General features: G+C 62.0%; 19 protein-coding genes. 8 read left to right on the top strand and 11 right to left on the bottom strand.

What is annotated here, in order from left to right:
- Positions 1-3: 3 nt before the first annotated feature.
- The gene (locus LXE91_RS07305) at positions 4-2,550 is read right to left on the bottom strand and encodes a phospholipase D-like domain-containing protein (RefSeq protein WP_039352169.1); all 2,547 of its coding nucleotides are present in this window, start codon (positions 2,548-2,550) and stop codon (positions 4-6) included.
- Between the two features lie 633 nt (positions 2,551-3,183).
- Between LXE91_RS07305 and LXE91_RS07300 the strand changes: the two genes are divergently transcribed.
- On the top strand, positions 3,184-3,396 hold the full coding sequence (locus LXE91_RS07300) for a hypothetical protein (protein WP_039352166.1): 213 nt from the start codon (positions 3,184-3,186) through the stop codon (positions 3,394-3,396).
- Positions 3,389-3,739: a hypothetical protein gene (locus tag LXE91_RS07295; RefSeq protein ID WP_174990692.1), complete on the top strand. Its 351-nt coding sequence runs from the start codon at positions 3,389-3,391 to the stop codon at positions 3,737-3,739. The genes LXE91_RS07300 and LXE91_RS07295 overlap by 8 nt, the downstream gene beginning before the upstream one ends.
- 58 nt (positions 3,740-3,797) lie before the next feature.
- Here the strand turns inward: LXE91_RS07295 and LXE91_RS43650 are convergent, their stop codons facing one another.
- Positions 3,798-3,923 (bottom strand): hypothetical protein, encoded by a 126-nt coding sequence (locus LXE91_RS43650; protein ID WP_283140466.1) that lies wholly within the window; start codon positions 3,921-3,923, stop codon positions 3,798-3,800.
- Positions 3,924-5,007: 1,084 nt separating this feature from the next.
- Between LXE91_RS43650 and LXE91_RS07290 the strand changes: the two genes are divergently transcribed.
- The 3 genes from LXE91_RS07290 (at position 5,008) to LXE91_RS07280 (ending at position 10,011) form a co-directional block, all read left to right on the top strand.
- Positions 5,008-6,273 (top strand): tyrosine-type recombinase/integrase, encoded by a 1,266-nt coding sequence (locus LXE91_RS07290; RefSeq protein ID WP_039352164.1) that lies wholly within the window; start codon positions 5,008-5,010, stop codon positions 6,271-6,273.
- On the top strand, positions 6,266-7,954 hold the full coding sequence (locus LXE91_RS07285; RefSeq protein ID WP_039352162.1) for a site-specific integrase: 1,689 nt from the start codon (positions 6,266-6,268) through the stop codon (positions 7,952-7,954). Before LXE91_RS07290 ends, LXE91_RS07285 begins: the two co-directional genes overlap by 8 nt.
- 470 nt (positions 7,955-8,424) lie before the next feature.
- On the top strand, positions 8,425-10,011 hold the full coding sequence (locus LXE91_RS07280; RefSeq protein ID WP_135370752.1) for a hypothetical protein: 1,587 nt from the start codon (positions 8,425-8,427) through the stop codon (positions 10,009-10,011).
- A gap of 629 nt (positions 10,012-10,640) precedes the next feature.
- Here LXE91_RS07280 and LXE91_RS07275 read toward each other — a convergent pair.
- From LXE91_RS07275 to LXE91_RS07250, 6 genes are all read right to left on the bottom strand, one after another.
- Positions 10,641-11,852, bottom strand: a complete 1,212-nt coding sequence (locus tag LXE91_RS07275) for an MBL fold metallo-hydrolase (RefSeq protein ID WP_039352159.1) — start codon at positions 11,850-11,852, stop codon at positions 10,641-10,643.
- 269 nt (positions 11,853-12,121) lie between these two features.
- Positions 12,122-12,547, bottom strand: a complete 426-nt coding sequence (locus LXE91_RS07270) for a lysozyme inhibitor LprI family protein (protein WP_371295507.1) — start codon at positions 12,545-12,547, stop codon at positions 12,122-12,124.
- On the bottom strand, positions 12,544-13,044 hold the full coding sequence (locus tag LXE91_RS07265) for a lysozyme (RefSeq protein WP_076841684.1): 501 nt from the start codon (positions 13,042-13,044) through the stop codon (positions 12,544-12,546). The genes LXE91_RS07270 and LXE91_RS07265 overlap by 4 nt, the downstream gene beginning before the upstream one ends.
- Positions 13,045-13,323: 279 nt before the next feature.
- Positions 13,324-14,715: a GABA permease gene (gene gabP / locus LXE91_RS07260; RefSeq protein ID WP_039352153.1), complete on the bottom strand. Its 1,392-nt coding sequence runs from the start codon at positions 14,713-14,715 to the stop codon at positions 13,324-13,326.
- A 414-nt stretch (positions 14,716-15,129) separates the two neighbouring features.
- Positions 15,130-15,474, bottom strand: a complete 345-nt coding sequence (locus LXE91_RS07255; RefSeq protein WP_039352150.1) for an MmcQ/YjbR family DNA-binding protein — start codon at positions 15,472-15,474, stop codon at positions 15,130-15,132.
- Between the two features lie 82 nt (positions 15,475-15,556).
- Positions 15,557-16,876, bottom strand: a complete 1,320-nt coding sequence (locus tag LXE91_RS07250) for an MFS transporter (protein WP_039352147.1) — start codon at positions 16,874-16,876, stop codon at positions 15,557-15,559.
- 192 nt (positions 16,877-17,068) lie between these two features.
- Between LXE91_RS07250 and gcvA the strand changes: the two genes are divergently transcribed.
- The 3 genes from gcvA to ettA all read left to right on the top strand — a co-directional run bounded on the left by gcvA (position 17,069) and on the right by ettA (position 20,247).
- Entirely contained in the window at positions 17,069-17,986 is a 918-nt protein-coding gene (gene gcvA, locus LXE91_RS07245) for a transcriptional regulator GcvA (protein WP_039352144.1), read from the top strand.
- Between the two features lie 80 nt (positions 17,987-18,066).
- Positions 18,067-18,375 carry a DUF3761 domain-containing protein gene (locus LXE91_RS07240; RefSeq protein WP_039352141.1) on the top strand — a complete coding sequence of 103 codons (309 nt, stop codon included), beginning with the start codon at positions 18,067-18,069 and terminating at the stop codon, positions 18,373-18,375.
- 204 nt (positions 18,376-18,579) lie between these two features.
- The gene (gene ettA / locus LXE91_RS07235; protein ID WP_039352138.1) at positions 18,580-20,247 is read left to right on the top strand and encodes an energy-dependent translational throttle protein EttA; all 1,668 of its coding nucleotides are present in this window, start codon (positions 18,580-18,582) and stop codon (positions 20,245-20,247) included.
- Positions 20,248-20,383: 136 nt separating this feature from the next.
- Here the strand turns inward: ettA and LXE91_RS07230 are convergent, their stop codons facing one another.
- Genes LXE91_RS07230 through LXE91_RS07220 form a run of 3 tightly spaced genes read right to left on the bottom strand, consistent with a single transcriptional unit; the run spans position 20,384 to position 23,425 of the window.
- Positions 20,384-21,007, bottom strand: coding sequence for an HAD family hydrolase (locus LXE91_RS07230; protein WP_039352135.1), 624 nt, complete (start codon positions 21,005-21,007; stop codon positions 20,384-20,386).
- Positions 21,004-21,555, bottom strand: coding sequence for a cysteine hydrolase family protein (locus LXE91_RS07225; protein WP_039352132.1), 552 nt, complete (start codon positions 21,553-21,555; stop codon positions 21,004-21,006). The genes LXE91_RS07230 and LXE91_RS07225 overlap by 4 nt, the downstream gene beginning before the upstream one ends.
- 55 nt (positions 21,556-21,610) lie before the next feature.
- On the bottom strand, positions 21,611-23,425 hold the full coding sequence (locus LXE91_RS07220; protein ID WP_039352246.1) for an aminopeptidase P family protein: 1,815 nt from the start codon (positions 23,423-23,425) through the stop codon (positions 21,611-21,613).
- Positions 23,426-23,431: the final 6 nt, after the last annotated feature.

Genomic DNA, 23,431 nt, shown 5'->3' with positions numbered 1-23,431 from the left:
GTCTTATCCCTTGTAGCGGCCAGCCAGGCCTTTTTCGGCGAGTTCGGTCATGTCCAGCCCGTAGAAGACCGGTCGCTGGCAGGTGATGTTGTTGCAGACAATCGCCCGCTTTGCGCGCAGCTCCGTCAACTGTCCTGCCTGCAACGTTATAGTGCAGCACGGGCAATACGAACTCTTGGCGCGCACCAGGCCGAAGGCCTTGTCCGTTGACTTGCGATGCTGGCGCAGGGCCGCGAAGACCGCGGAGTATTCGGATGGAATGATGGGCTTCAGCTCAGGTCGGATGACCGTATCGGCAATGAGCGCGGCAAGCTGCTGCGAAAGCGTTTCGCACATCTCTATCACCTGGCCGCTCGTCGCGATTGCGTCCCTATCCTTCGGGTCCACGCGAACAAACCGGGTCGAGTTGAGCGCCATCCGGGCTAGCTCCTCGATTTCATCGGCCGGCACCGCGCGACCGGCTAGGCGCTGTAACGCCTCCTTGAGGCCCTGAAGCGACGCGTTCCTGTGGTAATGCGCCGCACAGCAGGCCAGCGCGCAGAAGAACGGCAGCAACCGTTCGCGGTTCGCGACGCTGTAGTCAAACGCGGAGAACCGTGTGAGCCAGGCGTCGATGACGAGCGGCTCGGGCGTGCCCGGCGCTGCCCTTTCGCTTGCCTGCTCAAGGTGTGACAACGCGCGCTTGAGTACGGCGCATCCGGACAACTCGACCATCATCGGCACAATCGCCGACTGTGCGTCCAGCTCGAGCGCGCACGGCAGGCTCTCCATCAGCTTCTGAAAGAGCGTGTTGCCTTCCTCCTCCAGGCGGCCCTCATCGGTCTCGTCGGCGTCGTCGCGGTCGTCCTCAAATTCGGCGCGCTCGGTCGTGAGCAGCTGCATCTTCGGCCGGCGCAAGGCCGCATCCTTCGAGCCCCTGTCCTCCGTTGCCTCGGGCTTGTTTTCGCCCTCCACCGGCAGTTTCACGGCGAGGTCGCGATTGAGCCACTTGAAGGCCGCCTCGAGCGAAATACGGGCAACGTCGGCCGACCGGCCAAACACATGGAACTGCTCGACGTCATTGCGCCACTCTTCGTAGGTGAGTTTCAGCTGACCGACACCGATGCCTTCCAGCTTGGGCCCCGCGCCGCCAGTAGGCGAGCCGCCCCCCCTGACCTGCTGTTTCGACTGAAGGCCCTGGAACCAAGCGAAAATCGAGGCGATGTCGCTCAGATGAAAGTCGCCCGCGCGCATCCGGTTGGCGGCCCGGATTAAATTGCGCTCCTGTTCGTCGGCTGACAGCTCGAATTCGATGTTCAGCCAACCTGAGGCCAGCAGGTCCTCTCCCGCCAGCTTGAGTCGAAGGGCGCGATTGCGCTCGAAGTAATCCTTCATCCGGACGCTGAAGGCGCCGCTCTCCGTCAACGTCACACCAGACATCTGCGCGAGGCACGTGGCGCCTTCCCAGATAGACAGAGTTACCGGCATCTCGCCCGGCGCCGGTCGGACCTGACCGACGATGCGATGCGCGGTCGTCCACGTCGCCTCCAGCGCCGGATTGCGCGCGGTTAGGGCAATCGAGGCGAAGTCGCATGGCCAGAATGCCTTCGGTTCGACCATCTTCCAGCTGAAGGGCGACTCTTTGAGCAGCCTGACCAGTGAGACTTCGACGTTGGTCGTGCTTTCCAGGCTTTGGGACGTGGCATTGACCGAGCCGGTCATCACGAGCACGCCGTTCTCGCCTTCCAGCTCGAAGCATTTGGCGTGCGGGAACCGGTGCGCATCTTCCGTATCCGCGACGACGAATTCGACGGGCTCAGTGAAACAGTTCATCGACTCGTCGAAGGGGGCATGGCAGGTGACCGCGCTGATGCCTATGCGAATCGAGGCAGCACGCACGGCAGCAGCCAGGTGCCGCACGGGCTCGCCCGACGGCGAATGGTAAGGCGAGAGCACCGACAGCTTCTCGGGTCTCTGGATACGGTTCGCCAGCACCGCGAACTGCTCGGCTGCAGGCTGCTCGAGGGAATGGACGAGCCACGTCGTGCGCCTGGCCTCGTCAATGTTCCCCGCGGTGTCGAGTAGTGATTGCGCGCGGCGCTGATAGCTGCGCAACACCGCTTCGTTCTCGGGCGCGAATTCGCGCTCGCGTACCAGCGCATCAACGAAGCTGGCGAATTCGCCGAACACGGCCGGCTCCTTGTGCGAGCCGACCGCGTCAATAACCTCCAGATTCTTGCCGTGCCCCGCGAGAGTCAGGTTGGCGCTGGACACGACCAGCTGGTCATGTTCCGCCCCTTGCAGGTACGCAAGCTTCGGATGGAACACCGCGGTGCCATCCATGTATACAGGGATGACACGGTACGCATTGCCGGCGTGCAGGCTCGTCGCCTCCCCGGTCGACTTGCAGGCTTCCCGTGCGTCGACCACCACATCAACCTGCTCGCAGCCACAGTTGCGCAGCACTGGTAGGACGAACGTCTCGAACCAGAAAATGCTGAAGGTGTAGGTAGTAAACAGCGCGCGGCGAGGCTTCGCCTGCTGGATGAGCGACAACAGTGTCTTCTGCATAACCCCGTTTCCCCTGACGGCCGAGCCTGTACCGGCTCAGTCCGCAATTGGCCTTTTATTTCCATCTCGGCGCGGCCAGCACGCAATCCGCGCGTGGATACTGGCATTTGTTGTAATCGATTATCTCGTCTAGCGCCGGCCGCAGCAAGACTGCCTTCCCACCGGTATTTTCGTCGCGACTTCCAGTGCGGGAAAGGTCCTGCCTTCAGGCTTTCGCCGCACGCACGCAGGGCACGCCAGCGATGCCGCATCAAGACGCTGTCGCCGTCGGCGCTCCGGGTGCGGATGCGCTGAGTATCGAGGCGCTCGTACTCGTACTCTCACGGCTTGGTCCTATCGGCTTTTCGGGCAATCAAGCTTCGTACATAGGCTCCCAATTAGCGTCTCAGCCCGGGGCTTTCGTAACTGGCGCGGCAACATGCGGTCGAGTTCGTCAGCCTTGAAGCGACGTAAGGCGGCGAAGGCCGGCTTGGACACGAGCGGCCAGTCTAGCGAACGCTCGTCAGGTGGCTTGATTACCGGAGAGCGGGTTATCTGGGCGGCCGCCCCAATGAGCCGAAATCAAGTAGCGAATATACGCCCTGCTGCGTTATGCCAGCGGAATGCTAGCTTTTTGCTTACGAGGTTCGTGCGATGACCGTCGCTAAATCAGAAGTGGTCAGTGTCCGTGTAGAGCCACACATCAAGGTTGCGCTGCAGTCGGCTGCTGGGCGCGAAATGCGCAGCCTGGCCGACATGATTGAGGTCATGGTCGTCACCTACTGCCGCAGCCAAGGCTATCCGCTGGATGGCGTGCCGAGTGATGCGTTGCCGAACAATCTGCCGAAGGACCGGCAGCGTGACTGAGCAACGCGACGCACTTCTGGTGAAGCTGGGCTTCAGGTTTGGCATCAATGGGCCGCATGCTGCTCGCACCATGATGCTGGACGACCTGCGCCTGCTGTTTTCGCACACCCCACCACAAGCGACGCGCGCGGACTATGCCGCCGCGGTGGTCGAGGCCAATGTACTGGGCAAGCCCACTCGCAAGGCCCGCGAACTCGCCTTGCGCCACCTTGGGACTCTGTACGCGCTAGACCTCGCCAATCCGATATTCCGCGCCTTGCGTCGCCTATGGGACTTGAACGAAGCGGCACAACCGCTATTGGCCCTCGCGGTTGGCCCTGCTCGGCATTGTGTTCAAGTCTAAAGGGCTAGCTGCGCGTCGCGACCGCCGTCCCGATGCGTATTCAGCGTTTGGGAATGGCCTAAACGTTTGGTAATGCCGCAGCGGATACTTCAAGGTGAATATCCAGCGGGTAGTGCCTGAGCAAGGATACAGCGACTGATTGGACGAGACCATGGATGGTTAGCTCGTCGGCAGACGCGAGCATTTGCAAAAACTCGCGCGTCTCGATGACCGGTTTCGTTCGCTCATATGCGGTTGTCATCAACCGTACCTGTGAGCAGCTGCTTCGTCATGTCCGAGAACGACTTTACGTCGTTAATAGCACACCAATGCTGCCAAACGTAGTCGGCGTCCCCCCGACATCAGACCGAGGCGCTGTCAGCATCAACCGCCGTGCGTCACCCTGCCCCCCGGCTGCCTGCAATTTCGCGTCTCCTCGCCGGCCTACCAAACGTACCTGTCGTTACCAATTCACGATAGGTTTGCGACGTTGTCATCGGTACGCCCCCCATTCTGCGCCGCTCTGCTCTAGTGCTTCATCGTCTCTAAATGTACGGCAAATTGAGGAGTCCGTATTCCATCAAAAAATTACAGCCAACAAACACAATATAATTGAAAATACAACAACCGCCAGTTAACTATGGAATACGTATAACCTCTATTGATAAATGCGCAATGTTAACTTTAAAAATTTGAAGTAATTCGATTCAACCGCTATTGCGGACTCATTCGAAAACCGCAATCGAAATACTTGAACGAGGACGATGAATTTGCTAGATTGAGAAATGGATGCAACGCCCGATTCACCTACATCGCACTTAAATTCATCGCAAACCCCGTCCGCATGGAGGCGTCTAGCCTATATATGAGAGGGTACATTGGTGAGGATGCGATGTGGCACACAATCGAGCACCAGGATTGGATTCTTCGGAGCCGGAATGGCCGCAGTCGAACTTTTCTGCGGTCGACCACCATCGTCACAAGCACCTCCGGTCCCCATGGTCGAAGTCTAGAAGAGCTTCCAGTCGAGCGATGCCTTCGTCCGCCACATGTTGTTCTCTGCAATAGCACGCGTCGCGAACTGACTGCGGAACATCATGAGCTCTGTTCCGCGAGCGCCACTAGATGGGCTGCTCGAATCTCAGTTTCTCAACCACATCCGCTTTCCGACCATACCACCCCATCCTTCCGAGCGGCATTAGGCACATCCTGTCTCGCTCGGTTTGCTCGGGCAGGCCGCGACTCACGCGTTACTAGGGGAAACAGCTTCGCTGGAGCTGGAGCCGGCGATGGCGCGGCTTGAATATATTCGTTACGAGTTCTTCGACGCGTCGTTGTCCGACAACGATGAACTGGACTGGATAAAGCAGTCGAAAACGCCTATCGACCGTCTGCCGCAAATTTTCTGGAATGACGGCAGTAGTTGGCACGAAGCAAATTTATGGGCCTTAGACAGAGCAGCCTCCAATCGGATTGACGTAGAGACGAGCAAACGTACGATGAAGCATCTTCACCATTACGCAAATTTTCTTGAGTCTCGCGAAATCGACTGGCGGCACTTTCCCGTCCGCAAGGATACGCAGGTGCTGAGGATGTACAGAAAGCGTTTAATTGAGGAGCGCGACGACGGCATACTGGCCAGCACTACAGCTTCAAACTGCATGAGCACGGTTATCCAGTTTTACCGATTCGCCGACGCGCACAATCTCGTCGACGCCAACGCTCCAATGTGGATTAACCAACTAGCCGTCATTCCCTTTCACGATGCTACTGGCTTTAAGCGGACGATGGTACGCCTGAGTTGCGACCTCTCAATCCCAAACCGCAAGCGCGTGGGCAATTTGCTCGAAGACGGTCTTCTACCGCTTCGCTCCGACCACATGAGCAAACTGTTGGCATACACCGCAAAGCACGAAACAAATGAGCTACATCTGATGCTTAGCGCAGGCTTCTTCACTGGGGCACGATTAGGCACCGTCACCACTTTGACCGTGACCAGCGTTCACACGGCACGGGAAGACCCACATACGCCTGGCGTGTTCCGACTTCCTGTCGGCCCCGGAACCGGCGTAGCTACCAAATTCTCAGTCGCCGGCGAGCTCGTTGTGCCCGAAGCCCTCCTGGTCGACCTGAAAGCTTACGCGTCGTCGACAACTCGCCTGCTAAGAGAAGCGAAGGCGAAAGCGGAACATAAAAATCTACTTTTCCTGTCTAGGCGCGCTCAGCCATATACCGTCGGAACGGTTGACCGACTGGTCAATGAAATGAGAAAGCGTGCGGTAAACGCTGGAATGCAGTTCATGGAGCACTTTAAGTTCCATCAGTCTCGCGCGACATTCGGTACCTGGCTGACCCAACTCTTGCTCGAGAGCTGCACCGATACCGCCGAGGCGATTGGAATCGTCAGAGACGCCATGCTTCACAAGGACGAGAGAACAACCTTCGGGTATATCAAATTCCTCGAGAACACCCGCGCCAAGAAGCAAGCCGCAGCGGATTTCAATGAAGCCTTCACCGGGCTCGGAAACAGAAACTGGAACGACGCGGATGCGTGACGAACTTCGGCTACCTGAGCTGACTTTTCCAGATGTCAAGTTCGGGGCAAAAGAAACGCCATGGGACCTCACCATCCTGCTTTATAAGGGCGGTGCTGCAGCCAAATCACACCGCGTTCAGCAGTTGATAGTGGGTGGAGCACTAGGTGACCCGCAGGTCGACCGTCTGGAACTGGTAGTGAAACTTCATGCGGAACTGAAGACGGGGCTGGCCACCGGCGGGTCAAGAGAAACCGCATCTGTACAGTTATGCTTCTTGAGGCACTTCTTCGGATTTGCGGACAGCGCTGGTCATCCGTTGAACGTTGAAGCTGCCGCGGAGACTTACTGCGCCTGGGCCGATTGGTTGTTCCAACGTACGCGTATAAATAATGGAAAGGGAGCAAATCCTTGCCATCCCGAACATCGGCATCTTTCCTCGCGTTCAGCCTATAGCTATGCTGCGACAGTGGGGACGCTCTTGGACCGCGCCCTCGAGCGACACACCCGTATTATTGAGATGACCCGCCTCGAGCACAGAGAACGGCGGAAAACTGCCGTCGGTGTTCGCGCAGAGAAGCAGAACTTGAGCGATACATTTGTGTTCGGTCACTTACTGCAGGACATCTGTGATGAATTAACCATCGGAACGGTTCTTTATGCCCCCCTGCCCCTTCATATCAAGCTCAGGGGCGGAAAAACGATAACCCGCAAGTGCCACAAAAATTTGCAATCGACGACCGAGAAGGTCGAGAGCCTCGGAAAACGGCACCCGCTCGCCAATCTGAGAATAGAGGCTGAGCTGCTCATGTTCATCGCTCAAACGGGAATGAACCCTGCCCAAGCAGCTCACCTCGAGTTTCGGCACTTCTTTTATGTAAGCCACATCGATGGTTATCAAGTAAAAGAACACAAAGACCGTCGCGGTGGCACCGTGCTATTTGAGATATTCAAGGACTACAAACGCCACTTTGAACGCTATCTTGAATGGCGCAGAACACTGTTTCCATCTTCAAATCGACTCTTTCCATTCATTGGAATCCACGGAAGTAGGCCTGAGCGGAGATTCACAGGCTCCCGAATTCGAGCGACATGCCACGAACTAGGTGTTCCCTTTGTCTCGCCACGCTCACTGCGGAGCACAAGAGTGAACTGGCTGTTGCGCAAGACAGCCGACCCTGACCTGACCGCTGAAATGGCACAGCACACGAAGCAGACATTGCTCCGGGTGTACGCGCGACCAAGCCTTCAACGTGCCATGGTCGAGGCTACCCGATTCTGGTCAAAGTTCGACCCACATTCGCCGAAAATGCAAGCTGTAGGGCCAGGGGTGTGCACAGGCACCCCTCAACAGGTTGTGAAGGTTCCCAAGGAGGCCCCGAAGCCCAATTGCGTGCGAGCGTCTGGATGCTTGTGGTGTGAGAACCACCGCGACGTGGATTCGCTCGATTATGTGTGGGCACTGGCGAGCTTCGGTTACCTCAAAGCGAATGAAATGAGCAAGTTGCATCAACCGAAGGGCAACGAAAACGTGCCACCGGCGCAGCTTGTCATTACCCGAATCCATGAAAAACTGAGGTGGTTTGAGCAGTCCAGCGAGGTCCGGCGCGAGTGGGTGACTGAAGTGCAGATGCGCATCACCGAAGGTGACTTCCACCCGACATTTCGAGACGAAATTGCAGAACTGGAGGGTACGCGGTGAACTTCTTAGCTTGCGAATTCGAGTTCAAGTTAACTATCGCCCCAATTACACGTAATAGTGAGTGCTATCGGCCTCCAAGCTGGCCGCCCCCAGCGGACTGGGTTGTGGCAGAAGATGCTCACGGATATCCCGTTTCGCGATGGGGCGACAGCTCTTGGGAATTCTCCGCGTGGGCCGGTAAAACTCTCAGACTTAACTTCGCCGGAGGACAGCACAATCGTAGCGCTCCCCCGCTCAGCCCAGAGAACCAGTACATAATGAGACTCTTAGCAACTTGGATAGTATGGGGGCCGAAAGGTGCTAGAAGCTGGTCTTCGGTTAAAAAACTATTCGACCTCTTACGTCGAATGGTGGTCCTTTGTGACCGCGAAGGTATTCTAGCGAGCAACTTCACACGATTTCCAAAGCTCCTCGAAAAGGTGCCTGGGCTGTACCCTTGTGCATTCGATGGTCAACGCCTAGTGATTACTTTGGACCGTCTGCTTCGTGTAAGGGAGAAGATTGGATTCACTCTGCTGGACGAGACAGGCATTGGCCGCTTGTCCGAGCACTTTCAAGGCGGCAAGGAAGACGTGGAGCAAACGGCCTACATTCCGCCGCGTATCTGGGCCTACCAAGTTCGACGACTTAGAGAGTGTCTCGATGACTTCCTCCAACATAAACAGCGGGTCGAGGACTGCTTCAATTTCTGTGTGGATGCCTATGCCCACAACTTTGGGTCAATATTGTGCGCACTTGGCCATGAGGGGAGACGCGATAGCCACCGCCCATTTACGGTGCAGAAGAACGGGGCCGGAGCGCGAAACGGGCAAAAATTCCATGGCCGCTTCGAACTCACTGCGCAGCGTTTTGGAATCGACGCGCTTCTTGAAAGATGGGTTCAGCCGCCGAATAGGAAGTGCATCAACATCAAGTCCTTCTCGGCATACTTGACATTGGTTCAGTCGGTTGGACTCTCGTACATCGCCAACTTTACGCTCCAACGAAAAGAAGAAGTCGGTGCGCTGAGGGCGGATTGCCTTATGTGGGACGAGGACCCAGTCCTGGGCCGCATTCTTGTCATTTGTGGTGAAACCACCAAAACTGACCCGGACAGTGACGCACGATGGCCGACGAGTTCCAGCGTCGAGGTAGCAGTAGACGCTATGACAGTGGTAGCCAAGCTGCGGGTCCGGTGTGCAGCCTCTAACCCAGAGGTCAATTGCAGTGGCGACGACCTCATGAACCCCTACCTTTTCCACACGGCGTTCGAACCATGGTCTTCCCTTCCGAGCGGATGGCGACCTTACTCAACACGTCCAAGGGCCTATAACTACCAGTTCGTGATGCAGAGGTACCCGCGTCTCTTTGACCCAGAGCAGATGAAGATTACCGAGGATGACCTGGTAATTGCTCGTATGTTCACTCCGAACTTAGACAAGGGTGGAAAATTCAAGGTTGGCGAGATTTGGCCGTTGGCTTATCACCAGCTTCGGCGGACGGGCGGAATCAATATGTTCGCCAGCGGCGTTCTGAGCGACAGCTCTATCCAAGTCATCATGAAGCACCTTACGATTCTCCAAACCCGATATTACGGTCAGAACTATAGCCGGATGCGCTTCAGTGAAGACTTCGAAAGTCAAGTTGTAGCGGCCCGATACGAAGTGATGGCCAGACAGATTGAAACCCTTGTGAGTGAGCGATATCTCTCCCCATTGGGCGAAGAACGAAAGCACGAAATTATAGTTCGCTTGATTGGAAACAGGGATTTCAAGGCGCTTGTCAAAGCTGGTCGAAATGGCGAAGTCTCCTTTCGGGAGACACGGCTGGGCGGCTGCACTAAGGATGGCCACTGCGATTATGGCGGCATCGAGTCAGTAGTGAGGTGTACAGGAGGTGACGGCGACAAACCATGCCGTGACGCGGTATATGACAGAACAAAACAGCTCTCCGTCGAGCGGCAGCTTGCAAGCGTTGAACAACGAATTCCGAAAACTCAGCGAGGCAGCCCGCGCGAGCAGGCGCTGCAAGCCGAGGCGAACGGTCTTAGGAGCTACCTTAATGTCATCCGTAACTGAGTCCGCTGAACAACGATTCCTATTGGCCTTCGAACGTCTGAAGGCCGGCAACCCGCGAGTTCTGCCACGCGGGACTCCAGTGAGCCAGAACAACGTCGCCAGAGAGGCTGGTACCGACCCCACCGCGCTACGAAGGACGCGATACCCGGCGTTGATTCGTGAGATACAGGCGTGGGTAGAAATCAATGGCCTAGAGAGGGCGATAAAGAAGCAACGCCAGGAACGGCGAAGGAGTGCCAAAAGCGACCTGTCGACAAGGGTTAAGGAGCTCGAGAATCAGCGCGACAAAGCACAGTCGCAGCTCAATAGTGCAGGGCGCATGGTGCTGGAACTTCGGCAGGAAAATGCTCGCCTTCGGTCCCGGCTTGATGATTTGATTCCCCCTCCAGCGCCGTGGCGGAAGTAACTATCGACTATGGACATCCGAGGCTTAAAACCCGTGCAAAAGCACATGAAGGCATGGACACCCAGTCGACCGCACGTTTTCCCAGTCAGAACAAGCACTTACGACGTTGTCCATTCCTTGTGTACTCCGGGGTGGCTGCTCAACGTTTAAGCGTCGCTGCCGCATCGACCGTAAAAGAGCCCGCTGAATGCGGGCTTTTTCTTTTCAATTGCGAAAGACCGGCTCATTCCCGACCGACGATCTTCAGCGTCCCGGACATATGCAGGAACTGTCCGTCCTTCGCCGCGATGTTCGTATCCACGGTGCCACGTTCGAAATCCTCGACGTGCACGACGTTCGAACCGGTGGACGGCTCGTGCCAGTACACCATGTACACCTGCGGACGGATCTCGCGCGCCGTGTACTGCACCGTATCCGTCACGCCCTTGAATTGGCCTGCCGTGCCGACGAACGACATCGTTTTGTCGTCCTTGAAATGCAGGTCGAACGCGGTAGCGCCGAACTGCACGCGCACCGTCTTGCCCGCCGCGGGGAACGGCGCCGGTGCGGGCCACTGCATCTCGCCCTTGGCAACCTTCGCGCTCAGCTCGAGCGACGACTTCTCGCCGAGATCCGGGTAGCGCGCCTCCATCGCCGCGACCAGTGTCGCCGAATCCTTCGCGCGCGTCGCTTCCTGGTCGAACGCCTTCACGTAATCGCGCGTGAACGCGACTCCGGTGGTGAACGGCTGGCTGCCGTCACGGTTCGGCAGGAAGTGGCCGGGCACGACGCGCGCCGGCTTCAGTGCGTCGATCCGATCGAGCGTCGCCAGCCAGTTCGCGTGCGACAGCGGCGTCTGCGTGTCGGCCATCCATACGTGGATGTTCGCGGCGACCGGGATGCCACCGACCACGGTCCGCTCCGAAGGAATCCAGACAAACGTGCGATCGGGCGTCGGGCCGTCGAGCCCGACGATGCGCAGCGGCTCGCCGTCGACGCGCAGCGTATTGCCGTCGAGCGGCTGCGGCACGATCACCGAAGTCGGCGCATTGTCCTTCAGGATCGGGCCCCAGTAGGCGAGCTTGCCGTCCTTGCTGGCCTCGATCGCAGCAACGGTCTGCGGCGTCGCGACGATTTTCGCATCCGGGAAAGCCGCGTGAATAGTTTCCAGCCCGAAATAATAGTCGGGGTCGCTGTGGCTCACGTAGATAACCTTGAGCGTCTTGCCGCTCGCCTTGATCCGGCTCACCAGCGCCTGCGCGTCGTTGCGCTGGAACTGGGCGTCGATCAGGATCGCCTCGGTCTTGCCCGAAACGATTTCAGACGAAACCGGGAAGATCGCATGCGCGCCCGGATTGTAGACATCGACGGTCAGCGGGCCGGCGATGCTCGCGGATGCGGCGCCGAGCAGCGCAGTCGCAGCGAATGCGGAATAAAGCAGATGACGGATCGACATGGTCGGACTCTTGATTGGTGATGAGTGTCCGTAGATTAAATGATACTGTGTCAGTAACAAATATCCCGCTTGTCGATACTTCATTTCCCAACAGGAACGAATCGATCGTCACACATCGGGGCACGGCCGTTTGAGCGGACGCCGGCCGCTCTGATCTCCTGATACACGGACGCGAGTACGCCAGGGCGTCACTCCTGTGTGACATGGCGAATACGCGTCGGCGGTTACGAGATCGCGAACGCAGCGGCCTTTTGTCATGTCGGACCGATTCATTGAGATTTGCGGGAAACGCGAGCGGACAGCCTTGTCGCCATTTCCTTCGTTGCCGCCGTTGCACAGATCGCCTGTGCCGCAGGTCGCATCGAACCATCGCCCCACGCGTTACGCGCCGATTTTTCGCAGGACGTGTCGCGCGCCTTCTTCCACTTCGCCATCTCCGCGTCGAGCGCCGCCTTGCGCCGTGGCTGCTCGCTCACCCGTTTGTCGACGATCCGCTGCAATTCCCGCTCGGCGACGAGCTGATCGCGCCACGCGCAAAAATTCATGCTCGTCTGGCTCGAGTCACAGTCGCTGAGCAGTGCATTGACCTCGCTTGCCGGCAAACCGCTGCGCGCCGCTATCTCGTCCGCTGCCGTCGGGCCGGCAAATGCATGCATCGACGCCAGCACGAGCAAACCGATCATGGCCGTTCTCACGGTGCCCTCTGTTGTGGCTGGAACGGCGCCGATTCAAGTCGGCGCCGGTTGACAAGCCCGTTTGAACGAACGGGCGCCAGACGACGCCCATTATCGTCTCGCGGATGAATCCAGACACGCTGATTCATGTGCGACACCACGCCCGCGTCGTCGCTCCGATTCGCTGAACGGAACACGGCCAGCGCACCTGTGTTGCCGGTATTGTAGGCATAGCTGACGAGCTCATCGAACTGCAGCTGCGTCAATTGCCGAACCGATACATGTCGTCGCACGGCGGCTTCCGCCCGACGGACCCGGACCGCGAGTTGTGCATTGACTTGCGTCGTCGTAACCGGCGTGCGCAATTCTTCCGGGGTGCACGGCCCGGTGTGAGCCAGTGTTCCGATACCGTAGGTACAGTTGTTCGCCTGATCGTTGTAGTAAGCCATGACCGCGCTTTCACGCCTCCGCAGTTCCGCCCACCCTGCGTCGCTCAATCTCAGGCTTTCGTTCGCCATTTGCCCTCCCGGCGCGACCGCTAACGCAAGTCGACCTCATCGTTCACTTCGGTTCTCGAAGCGATCAATGTATGGCGTTGCCGTTGGCAAAGGAATCAGACGAGTTCGATTTTGACGCGTTCGCACATCAACGATCGCGGGGTACGAAAGACCGGACAGCGTGACGTCACGTGTGTCCGCGTACCCGCGCAAAAAAGCAATTGGCCCGACCGGCAAACGCCGATCAGGCCATTTTCACGCCCGGGAATTCGCGCCCCGTCGTTACCTCATTCGATCAGATCACGTCGCCGAAACCTGCCGCCCCGCGTTCGCCTGCGCATCGCGCCCACGCTTGTTCAGCCACGACGCCAGCAGCACGATCAGCGCCAGCACGGCCGTCGCACCGACTTCCATCCGGTGGTCCTCGCTCACGAGCATCACGGTCAGCGTGCCGCAGATGAACAGGATCACCGCCCACGTGAGCCACGGGAACAGCCACATCCGCAACGTCAGGTCAGCGCCGGTCGATTCGAGCGTCTTGCGCATCCGCAGCTGCGAGATCGCGATCACGAGATACACGAGCAGCGCGATCGCGCCCGACGTCGCCAGCAGGAAGCCGAACACCTGTTCCGGCATCAGGTAGTTCGCGATCACGGTCACGAAACCGAACGCGGTCGATGCGAGCACGGCCGCGCGCGGCGTGCCGGTCGAATCGGTGCGGTGCAGGAACGCGGGCGCATCCTTGCGCTTGGACAGCGAAAACAGCATCCGCGAGGCGGTGTACAGCGCAGAATTCAGGCAGCTCGCGACCGACACGAGCACGATCACGTCGATGATCGCCTTCGCGTTCGGGACGCCGATCAGCTCCATCGCGCGCTGATACGAGCCGTGCTTCGGCAGCAGCGGGTCGTTCCACGGCACGATGGCCGCGACGACGAGAATCGAGCCGAGATAGAACAGCGTGATACGCCAGATCACCGAATTCGTCGCGCGCACGATCTGGCGTTGCGGGTTGTCCGATTCGGCGGCCGCGATCGTCACGATCTCGGTGCCGAGGAACGAGAACATCGTCGTCAGCATTGCCGCGAGCACCGCGCCGGCGCCGTGCGGCATGAACCCGTCGTGCACGAACAGGTTCGACACGCCCGACACGGCCGGCGCCGGAATGATGCCGACGATCGCCGCACCGCCGATGCACAGGAACACGACGATCGCGACGACCTTGATCAGCGCAAACCAGAATTCGAATTCGCCGTAGTTCTTGACCGAGAAGAGATTGGTCACCGTCAGCACCAGCGTGATGCCGAGCGCGAAGACCCAGGTCGCGACGCCGGGGAACCAGGCATTGAGAATGGTCGCGGCGGCGGTCGCCTCGATCGGAATCACCAGCACCCAGAACCACCAGTACAGCCAGCCGATCGAGAAACCGGCCCAGTGGCCGATCGCGCGATCGGCATAGGTGGAGAACGAACCGCTGTCCGGATGCGCGACGGCCATCTCGCCTAGCATGCGCATCACCAGGACGACCAGCACCCCCGCGATCGCATACGCAAGGATCGACGCCGGGCCGGCTTCCGCGATGGCGTGGCCGGAGCCGACGAACAGGCCCGCGCCGATCACGCCGGCAATCGACATCATCGTCACGTGCCGCTGCTTCAGGCCCGTACCGAGGCCTGTGTTGCTTCCACTCATCTGTCTCTCTCCAAAAAACGGTTCCGGTATGGCCGGGTATCGCGTGAAGGCAGCAGGGGGGATTGTGGTTCTTGAGCCGTGCCGGATGCGGCACCTGCATGGTTGCAGGCGCGCAGCCGGATCGGGGGCCGTTCCGGAACGGGTCGCGACGCAGTCTGCGAAGCTGCGGGTGCGATGCGGCACGCAGGGCGCCGGCGCATCGCGTGCGCCCTTTCCGTCGGCTTTTGTCAGCTGCCTTCGAAGCGAAGGAGTGTAAGCATCAAACGGTTCTTCACTAAGAACCAATTGAAGAATTTCGATGGAACCACTTGTTGCATCGACATCGATCGATGCAACGCTTGTGCCGTTCGTGGCGACTCGCGAGCGCGCCGAAACCACCCGGCGACACCGGGTCAGCCAGTCGCAACCGGCGCGTCAGCGCGTTCCGTTCGCCATCTCGTCACGCCATTTGGCGGGGACGACGGCCTGCCATTCTCGCAGAAGCAGGTTTTTCACGGCGTCCGGACGGGCCACCGACAGCCGCACCAGCACGATCGGCCAGCCGACGTAGTGATCCGTCACGTAATACACGTCAGGTTCCGATTCGATCAGCCACGCGCGCTCGTCGGGGCCGACGCCTTTCACGACAAGCGTGTCGCCGTCTTCGCGCAGTCGCGCGAGCATCCTGCCCTTCACCTTGAGTGCGGGCGTGCCGTATGACGTGCCTTCCTCGACGCCGCGCCACGCCAGTGCGATCCGCCGGACTTCGTCGAATGTCATGGAGCCTCCCGGCTGGATGCCGTCGGTTCACGATCCGCCACCCTACCGGAATTCGCGCGATGGTGCGTCGACCTAAGCGCGCCTATCCGCGCGCCGCACGTGCGGCCGTCGACGCACGCCCTGTCGTGGCGACGATCGCGAAGGCGATCGCATTCGCGGCAGCGCTGGCCAGGATCGGCACGAGATAGCCGCCGCCCGCGTCGTAGATGAAGCCTGCCGCGGTCGGCCCGATCAGCGTGCCGAATGCGACGCTCGTATAAAGCACGCCGATGATCCCGCTCACGTTACGGCCGCCGAAATAGTCCATCACGACTGCCGGCAGCACGGCGACCCAGCCGCCATAGAACACGCCGAACACGAGTGCGAACGCGGCAAGTGTGGCGACGGTGCCGGCACCGGCCCACGCGACGAGTGCAACGGCCATGCCCGCGAACATCGCGAGCAGCGACGTGCGGCGGCCGAAACGGTCGGCCAGGCCGCCGAGGAAGAAACGGCCGGCCGTGCTGCCGACGCCGATCGCGCCGAGCAGCAGCACGGCCGTCGATGACGAGACGCCATGATCGAGCGCGTACGGCACGAGATGAACGAACGGGACGAACACGCCGAACGAGCAGATGAGGCATGCCGCGTAAAGGCTCGCGAACGGACGCGACGTGACGGCTTCGCGCACCGTCGCGCCGGCAGACGTCGAAGCCGCAACAGGCTTGTGGCCCACTGCCGCGCCGGACACCGAAGCGCCTGCATCGCGCCCGGTGACCTTCGCGCCGCCGCCTTCCACCGGCTCATGCGCCGCCTCCCCGTCCGGCAGCAACCCCCGTCCGCGCGGATCGTTCTCGATCAGCAGCGACATCCCCGCGCCGATCACGATCGCGATCACGGCCAGCGTGAAATACGCGCCGCGCCAGCCGACATGCGCGATCAACGCGGATGCAAGCGGCGGCATCACCAGCGTACCGACGCCGATACCGGCGACCGCGAGCCCCGACGCGAAGCCGCGCCGGCGCACGAACCAGCGCTGCACGGCGCCGACGGCCGGCACGTACGCGCAACCGACGCCGAGCCCGACACCGAGACCGTACGCGACATAGACCTGCATCAGCGTCTGCGCGGCGCCGGCAGCCGCGAGCCCGATGCCCGTCAGCAGCATCCCGGCGACGGCAAGCCGCCGCGAGCCGAAGCGGTCGGCGAGCGGCCCGCTGATGATGCCGAAACCGAAATACAGGAAGCCGGCAAGCGAAAACACGAGCGAGATCTGCCCGCGTGACGCGGCGAAATCCCGCTGCAGCGACTCGACGAACGCGCTGAACGTGTATGCGCTGCCGAAGCCGACGCACGTGACGGCAAACGCGGCCGCAACCACGTACCAGCCGTAGAAAAGGCGCGATGCGCGCGGGCGGTTCATGACGATGCTCCTCTCAGGTTCCACCGGCAGCACGCGGCGTCCGGATTGCCTCCTGGATATAGTTGAACTATGTTGATCGCACTGGCCGCCGACAGGCAGTCGCGAAGCCTGTGATCCGATGCGTCAACGGTACTCGCGCGTACGCATCGTCTCAAACGATATTTCGTCGGACTTTCGATTTAGAAAAACTGAATGAATCGTTCCCGTTTGCCACCTCTCAACGCGCTGCGCGCATTCGAAGCGGCCGCCCGCCACCTGTCGGTGAAGGTGGCTGCCGAGGAGCTGTCGGTCACGCCCGGCGCGGTAAGCCAGATGATCCGCACACTCGAGACGCATCTCGGCGTGCAGCTGTTCGAGCGCGTCAACCGCGGCATCCTGCTCACGGCCGCCGGCCGAGACTACCTGCCGCCGGTGCGCAACGCGTTCAGGCAGATCGCCGATGCGTCGCAGCGCGTGTCGGGCGCTGCCGACAGCGGCGTGCTGACGGTGAGCGTCACGCCATTTTTCGCATCCGCTTGGCTCGTCCCGCGCCTCGCGCAGTTTCGTGAAGCTTGCCCGGACGTCGACCTGCAGGTCGTCACGAGCCACGCGCTGGCGGATTTCTCGCGCGACGGCGTCGACGTCGCGATCCGTCATGGCCTCGGGCGTTACATCGGGCTGTGCAGCGAGCGCCTGCTGACGGTGGAGATCGTCGCGCTCGCGTCGCCCGAACTCGTCGCGCGGCTCGGCATGCCGGCGACGCCGGCCGACCTGGTCGGCTGGCCGCAGTTGCACGACGCCGAGCGCAAGGGCTGGCACATCTGGTTCGGCGCGCAGCGGATCGACGATTTCGGCCCGCCGCGCGGCCCTGCATTCGACGACTCGGGCCTGTTGCTGCAGGCGATCGTCGCCGGCCAGGGCGCCGGGCTGCTGCCGGCCGCGATGGTGCGCGGCGAGCTAGCGAGCGGCCGGCTCGTGCAGCTCGCCGACGTCGCGTGGCTCGACGATTTCGCGTACTACCTCGTCTATCCGCCGCACCACGCGGAACGGCCGAAGGTCGCCGCATTCCGCCGATGGATCCTCGACGCCGCACTGGCCGATGGCGCGGCATCGATGTCCGGCACGACGTAGCGCCGTCCCTCACGGCGCGGTTCCTCGGCCGATCGGCTAACATGCGGCCCGACACCGATAACAACAGACCGAGAGAGACCATGCCTGCCCTGCTCCGCCGCGCGACACGCATCGCGACCTTGTCCGCCGCGCTCCTTGTCGCGTGTGCCGCGTTACCGCCTGCCGCGCATGCCTACCGCGCATCGCCCGGCTACGGCAACGAAGCCGATCTCGACCGCCACGACACGTATCGCAACCGCGACGGCGACACCGTCCACGCCCCCGCTCATTCGAAATCGGGCCGCGTGCCCGACGGCGCGAGCGCGCGCTGCCGCGACGGCACGTACAGCTTCAGCCGTCACCGGCGCGGCACGTGCTCGGGGCACGGCGGCGTTGCCGCGTGGCTGTAGCCCCGGCCGAACGGCCAGTCCGGACCGCTGCCGCCACCCGCCGCTGTCAGCGACACTCGGCGGCGAAGTACAATAGCCGCTCGCGCCGCCGACACGCGGCGACGCCGCCGCGCCCGGCGCGGCACGCTCCGTACCGAATCACCCGACGCCGCCACGCCCGCGCGCTGCGCGGCAGTCTCAACCACTTCTGAATTTCACACCGAAATGGCCCAATACGTTTTCACGATGAACCGGGTCGGCAAGATCGTGCCGCCCAAGCGCCAGATCCTGAAGGACATCTCGCTGTCGTTCTTTCCCGGCGCGAAGATCGGCGTGCTCGGCCTGAACGGCTCGGGCAAGTCGACGCTGATCCGCATCATGGCGGGCGTCGACAAGGACATCGAAGGCGAAGCGACGCCGATGCCGAACCTGAACATCGGCTACCTGCCGCAGGAGCCGCAGCTCGACCCGACGAAGACGGTGCGCGAAGCCGTCGAGGAAGGCCTCGGCGACCTGTTCCAGGCCAACAAGAAGCTCGAGGAAATCTACGCGGCGTATGCAGAGCCGGACGCCGACTTCGACGCGCTCGCAGCCGAGCAGGCGAAGTACGAAGCGATCCTCGCATCGAGCGACGGCGGCAGCCCCGAGCAGCAGCTCGAAGTGGCCGCCGACGCGCTGCGCCTGCCGTCGTGGGACGCCAAGATCGAACACCTGTCGGGCGGTGAAAAGCGCCGCGTCGCGCTGTGCAAGCTGCTGCTCGAAAAACCCGACATGCTGCTGCTCGACGAACCGACCAACCACCTCGACGCGGAATCGGTCGACTGGCTCGAACAGTTCCTGGTGCGCTTCCCCGGCACCGTCGTCGCGGTTACCCACGATCGCTACTTCCTCGACAACGCGGCCGAGTGGATTCTCGAACTCGACCGCGGCCACGGCATTCCGTGGAAGGGCAACTACAGCAGCTGGCTCGACCAGAAGGAAGAGCGTCTGAAGCAGGAAGAAGCGTCGGAATCGGCGCGCCAGAAGGCGATCAAGAAGGAACTGGAGTGGGTGCGCCAGAACCCGAAGGGCCGCCAGGCGAAGTCGAAGGCGCGTATCGCGCGCTTCGAGGAGCTGAGCAGCCAGGAATACCAGAAGCGCAACGAAACGCAGGAAATCTTCATTCCGGCCGGCGAACGCCTCGGCAATGAAGTGATCGAGTTCAAGAACGTCAGCAAGTCGTTCGGCGACCGCCTGCTGATCGACAATCTGAGCTTCAAGATCCCGGCCGGCGCGATCGTCGGCATCATCGGCCCGAACGGCGCCGGCAAGTCGACGCTGTTCAAGATGCTGACCGGCAAGGAACAGCCGGATTCGGGCGAAGTCGTGATGGGCCCGACCGTGAAGCTCGCGTACGTCGACCAGAGCCGCGACGCGCTCGACGGGTCGAAGACGGTGTTCGAGGAAATCTCGGGCGGCGCCGACGTGCTGACGGTGGGCAAGTACGAAACGCCGTCGCGCGCGTACATCGGCCGCTTCAATTTCAAGGGCGGCGACCAGCAGAAGATCGTCGGCAACCTGTCCGGCGGTGAACGCGGCCGCCTGCACCTCGCGAAGACGCTGATCTCGGGCGGCAACGTGCTGCTGCTCGACGAACCGTCGAACGACCTCGACGTCGAAACGCTGCGCGCGCTGGAAGACGCGCTGCTCGAATTCGCGGGTTCGGTGATGGTGATCTCGCACGATCGCTGGTTCCTCGACCGGATCGCGACGCACATCCTCGCGTTCGAAGGCGATTCGCAGGTCACGTTCTTCGACGGCAACTACCAGGAGTACGAAGCCGACAAGCGCGCGCGTCTCGGCGAGGAAGCCGCGAAGCCGAAGCGCCTGCGCTACAAGCCGATCAGCCGCTGACCGGCACGGCCCGGGTGCCTGGCACCGCGGCAACGCAGGGCCGGTCGCCGAGGGTGGCCGCTTCAGGAGCAGCACAACAAAAAAGCGGGCCGCCGGCCCGCTTTTTCTATCTGATGGCCGGCTGCGCGCCCGCCGCTTACGCGAGCGCGCCCAGCTCGCGCAGCCGCGCCTCGGTCACCGCCGCACTCGTATGATGAATGCCGTGCCAGCCGAGCGCCGTCGCGGCCGCGGCATTCTTCGCGTTGTCGTCGATGAACACGAGTTCGTGCGGCGCGATGCCCGGCAAGTGCGGCTCGATCCGCGCGTGCATCTCGCGGTAGATCGCCGGATCGGGCTTCACGAGCTTCACACGGCCCGACACGACGATCTCCTTGAAACGCCGCAGCACCGGGAAGTTGTCCCATGCATACGGGAATGTCTGCGCGGACCAGTTCGTCAGCCCGAACAGCGGCATCCCCTGCGCTTCAAGGCGATCGACGAGCGCGGCGCCCTCTTCGAGCACGCCGCCGATCATTTCGTGCCAGCGCGCGTAGAACGCGCGGATCAGCGCCTCGTGCTCCGGAAACTTCGCGACGAGCTCGGCCGTGCCTTCTTCGATCGTTTGCCCGCCGTCCTGACGGATCACCCAGTCCATCGCGCACACGTGCGTGAGGAACCAGCGACGCTCCGCGTCGTCGGGAATCAGCTCCCGGTAAAGGTACTCCGGGCTCCAGTCGATCAGCACGCCGCCGAAATCGAACACCACGGCCTTGATCGTCATGCGAACTCCGTCGAAAGAACCTCCGCGAGCGGACGCGGCGTCACCGGGTTGCCCGACAGCGAATTGTTTTGCCATACGAAGTGATGGTGCGCGACGATCTGCGCGGCCGACAGGTGCGTGCGCTCGTTCGTCGTGTGCAGATCGGATACGACGGTCGTCCGGTAGCCGAGCAGCGCCGCGCGGCGTGCGGCCGAATCGACGCAGAACTCGGTCGCATAGCCGCAGATCAGCACCGAACGGATGCCGTGGCGGTCGAGCTGCGCCGCGAGCGGCGTGTCGTGGAACGAGTCGCTCACCTGCTTGCGCACGCGCCAGTCGTCGTTCCCGACGACCAGCCCCGCATGCAGCTCCCAGCCCGGCGTGCCGGGCACGATGTCGTCGTCCGCATCGCCGTCGTGCTGCACGAAGCACACGGGCGCGTTCGCTGCGCGCGCCGCCGCCGTCAGCCGGTTGATGCCCGATACCACGTCATCGAGCCGGTAAGCGGGCCGTGCCCGCTGCACCAGCCCGCGCTGCATGTCGACCACGATCACTGCGGTGTCCGCCATTGCCTGCCCTCGGTTGTGTCGTTCGGCCGTTGTCCGGCCGTTATCGCCTGTTGTGTCAGATCGGCTGCGTGCGCGCGTCGAGCCACGCTTTCGCATCGCCGCGCAGGTGCCGGCCGACGCGCTCGCGCACCGTCGCGTGATACGTGTTCAGCCATGCGCGCTCGTCGTCGTGCAGCATCTCGATCAGCACGCAGCGCGTGTCGATCGGGCACAGCGTCAACGTCTCGAACGCGAGGAAATCGCCGAATTCCGTCTGCCCGGCCGCGCGGTTCACGACCAGGTTCTCGATCCGGATGCCCCACTGGCCGGGGCGGTACACACCCGGCTCGATCGACGTGATCATGCCTTCTTCCATCGCCGTGTGCGGCTCGGCCGGCGCGTAGTGCGAGATGACCTGCGGGCCTTCGTGCACGTTCAGGAAGTAACCGACGCCATGCCCCGTGCCGTGGCCGTAGTCGAGCCCCGCCGCCCACATCGGTGCGCGCGCGATCGCGTCGAGCATCGGCGAGCGGATGCCGCGCGGGAAGCGGGCACGCGACAGCGCCATCATCGACTTCAGCACGATCGTGAAATCGCGCCGCTGCAGGTCGCTGACGGTGCCGACCGGCACGACGCGCGTGATGTCGGTCGTGCCCGTCACGTACTGGCCACCCGAATCGATCAGCAGCAGGCCGTCGCCGGCGATCGTCGCGTGCGACGCCGGCGTCGCATGGTAGTGCGGCATCGCGCCGTTCGCGTTGAAGCCCGCAATCGTCGCGAAACTCGCCGACACGTAGCCGGGGCGCCGGGCGCGGGCGGCCGTGAGCTTTTCCTCGATCGTCAGCTCGGTGATCGTCTCGCGGTTCACCGCCTGCTCGAACCACGTGAAGAATTCCGCGAGCGCGGCGCCGTCGTGTTCCATCGTTACGCGCACGTGCTCGATCTCGGCGGACGTCTTGCGCGACTTCGCGAACGTCGACGGATTCACGGCCTCGACGAGCTTCACGCCGGCCGGCACGGCCTCGAGCGTGCCGAACGTCACGCGGCGCGGGTCGATCAGCAGCGTCGCGCCGTCGGGCAGCGACCCGAGCGCGGCGCGCGCGGCGTCGTAGGCGCGAACGTCGACACCATCCTTCGCGAGCGACGCGGCCAACGCCGGCGACACCTTTCCGTCGGCGACGAACAGCGTCGCGCGATCGGCGCCGATCATTGCGTGCGCAACGAATACGGGATTGAAGTTGACGTCGGCGCCGCGCAGGTTGAACAGCCATGCGAGGTCGTCGAGCGTCGAGACGAAATGCCATTGCGCACCCTGCGCGCGCATCGCGCGGCGCACTTCGGCCAGCTTGCTCGCGCGCGTCGTGTCGGCCTGCGGCGCCGTGTGCTCGAACACCGCGTCGCCGGGCAGGCCCGGCCGCTCGGGCCAGATCGCGTCGAGCAGATCGAGATCGGTGCGCAGCGCGATGCCGCGTGCATTCAGCGCGCCGGTCAGCCCGCGTGCGGCGGCGACGCCGAGCACGGCGCCGTCGACGCCGACCGTCGCACCTGCCGGCACGTTCTGCGCGAGCCAGTCGACGTGCGGCGCGCTCTGCTGGCCGCCCGTCATCTTCATCAGTTGCACGCCCGTGCCGGCCAGTTCGGCATCGGCCTGCACCCAGTAGCGGCTGTCGACCCACAACCCCGCGAAATCCGCGGTCACGACCAGCGTGCCGACCGAGCCCGTGAAGCCGGACAGCCAGCGGCGGGCCTGCCAGCGCTCCGGCAGGTACTCGGACAGATGGGGATCGGCGGACGGCACGAGATAGGCGGCCAGGTCCTCGCGGGCCATGGCGCCACGCAGCAGCGCGAGGCGGGCCGGCACCGGCGAGACTTCGGGAAGACGGGCATTCATGATTTC

The sequence above is a fragment of the Burkholderia contaminans genome (assembly GCF_029633825.1).
Lineage (GTDB): Bacteria > Pseudomonadota > Gammaproteobacteria > Burkholderiales > Burkholderiaceae > Burkholderia > Burkholderia contaminans.
This window is presented reverse-complemented; position numbering and strand designations above follow the sequence as displayed.

Bases quoted from the DNA above. Each gene is read 5' to 3' on its own strand.
- LXE91_RS07305 (WP_039352169.1), bottom strand. From the start codon at position 2,550: ATGCAGAAGACACTGTTGTCGCTCATCCAGCAGGCGAAGCCTCGCCGC.
- LXE91_RS07300 (WP_039352166.1), top strand. From the start codon at position 3,184: ATGACCGTCGCTAAATCAGAAGTGGTCAGTGTCCGTGTAGAGCCACAC.
- LXE91_RS43650 (WP_283140466.1), bottom strand. From the start codon at position 3,923: ATGCTCGCGTCTGCCGACGAGCTAACCATCCATGGTCTCGTCCAATCA.
- LXE91_RS07290 (WP_039352164.1), top strand. From the start codon at position 5,008: ATGGCGCGGCTTGAATATATTCGTTACGAGTTCTTCGACGCGTCGTTG.
- LXE91_RS07285 (WP_039352162.1), top strand. From the start codon at position 6,266: ATGCGTGACGAACTTCGGCTACCTGAGCTGACTTTTCCAGATGTCAAG.
- LXE91_RS07275 (WP_039352159.1), bottom strand. From the start codon at position 11,852: ATGTCGATCCGTCATCTGCTTTATTCCGCATTCGCTGCGACTGCGCTG.
- LXE91_RS07265 (WP_076841684.1), bottom strand. From the start codon at position 13,044: ATGGCGAACGAAAGCCTGAGATTGAGCGACGCAGGGTGGGCGGAACTG.
- gabP (WP_039352153.1), bottom strand. From the start codon at position 14,715: ATGAGTGGAAGCAACACAGGCCTCGGTACGGGCCTGAAGCAGCGGCAC.
- LXE91_RS07255 (WP_039352150.1), bottom strand. From the start codon at position 15,474: ATGACATTCGACGAAGTCCGGCGGATCGCACTGGCGTGGCGCGGCGTC.
- LXE91_RS07250 (WP_039352147.1), bottom strand. From the start codon at position 16,876: ATGAACCGCCCGCGCGCATCGCGCCTTTTCTACGGCTGGTACGTGGTT.
- gcvA (WP_039352144.1), top strand. From the start codon at position 17,069: ATGAATCGTTCCCGTTTGCCACCTCTCAACGCGCTGCGCGCATTCGAA.
- LXE91_RS07240 (WP_039352141.1), top strand. From the start codon at position 18,067: ATGCCTGCCCTGCTCCGCCGCGCGACACGCATCGCGACCTTGTCCGCC.
- ettA (WP_039352138.1), top strand. From the start codon at position 18,580: ATGGCCCAATACGTTTTCACGATGAACCGGGTCGGCAAGATCGTGCCG.
- LXE91_RS07230 (WP_039352135.1), bottom strand. From the start codon at position 21,007: ATGACGATCAAGGCCGTGGTGTTCGATTTCGGCGGCGTGCTGATCGAC.
- LXE91_RS07225 (WP_039352132.1), bottom strand. From the start codon at position 21,555: ATGGCGGACACCGCAGTGATCGTGGTCGACATGCAGCGCGGGCTGGTG.
- LXE91_RS07220 (WP_039352246.1), bottom strand. From the start codon at position 23,425: ATGAATGCCCGTCTTCCCGAAGTCTCGCCGGTGCCGGCCCGCCTCGCG.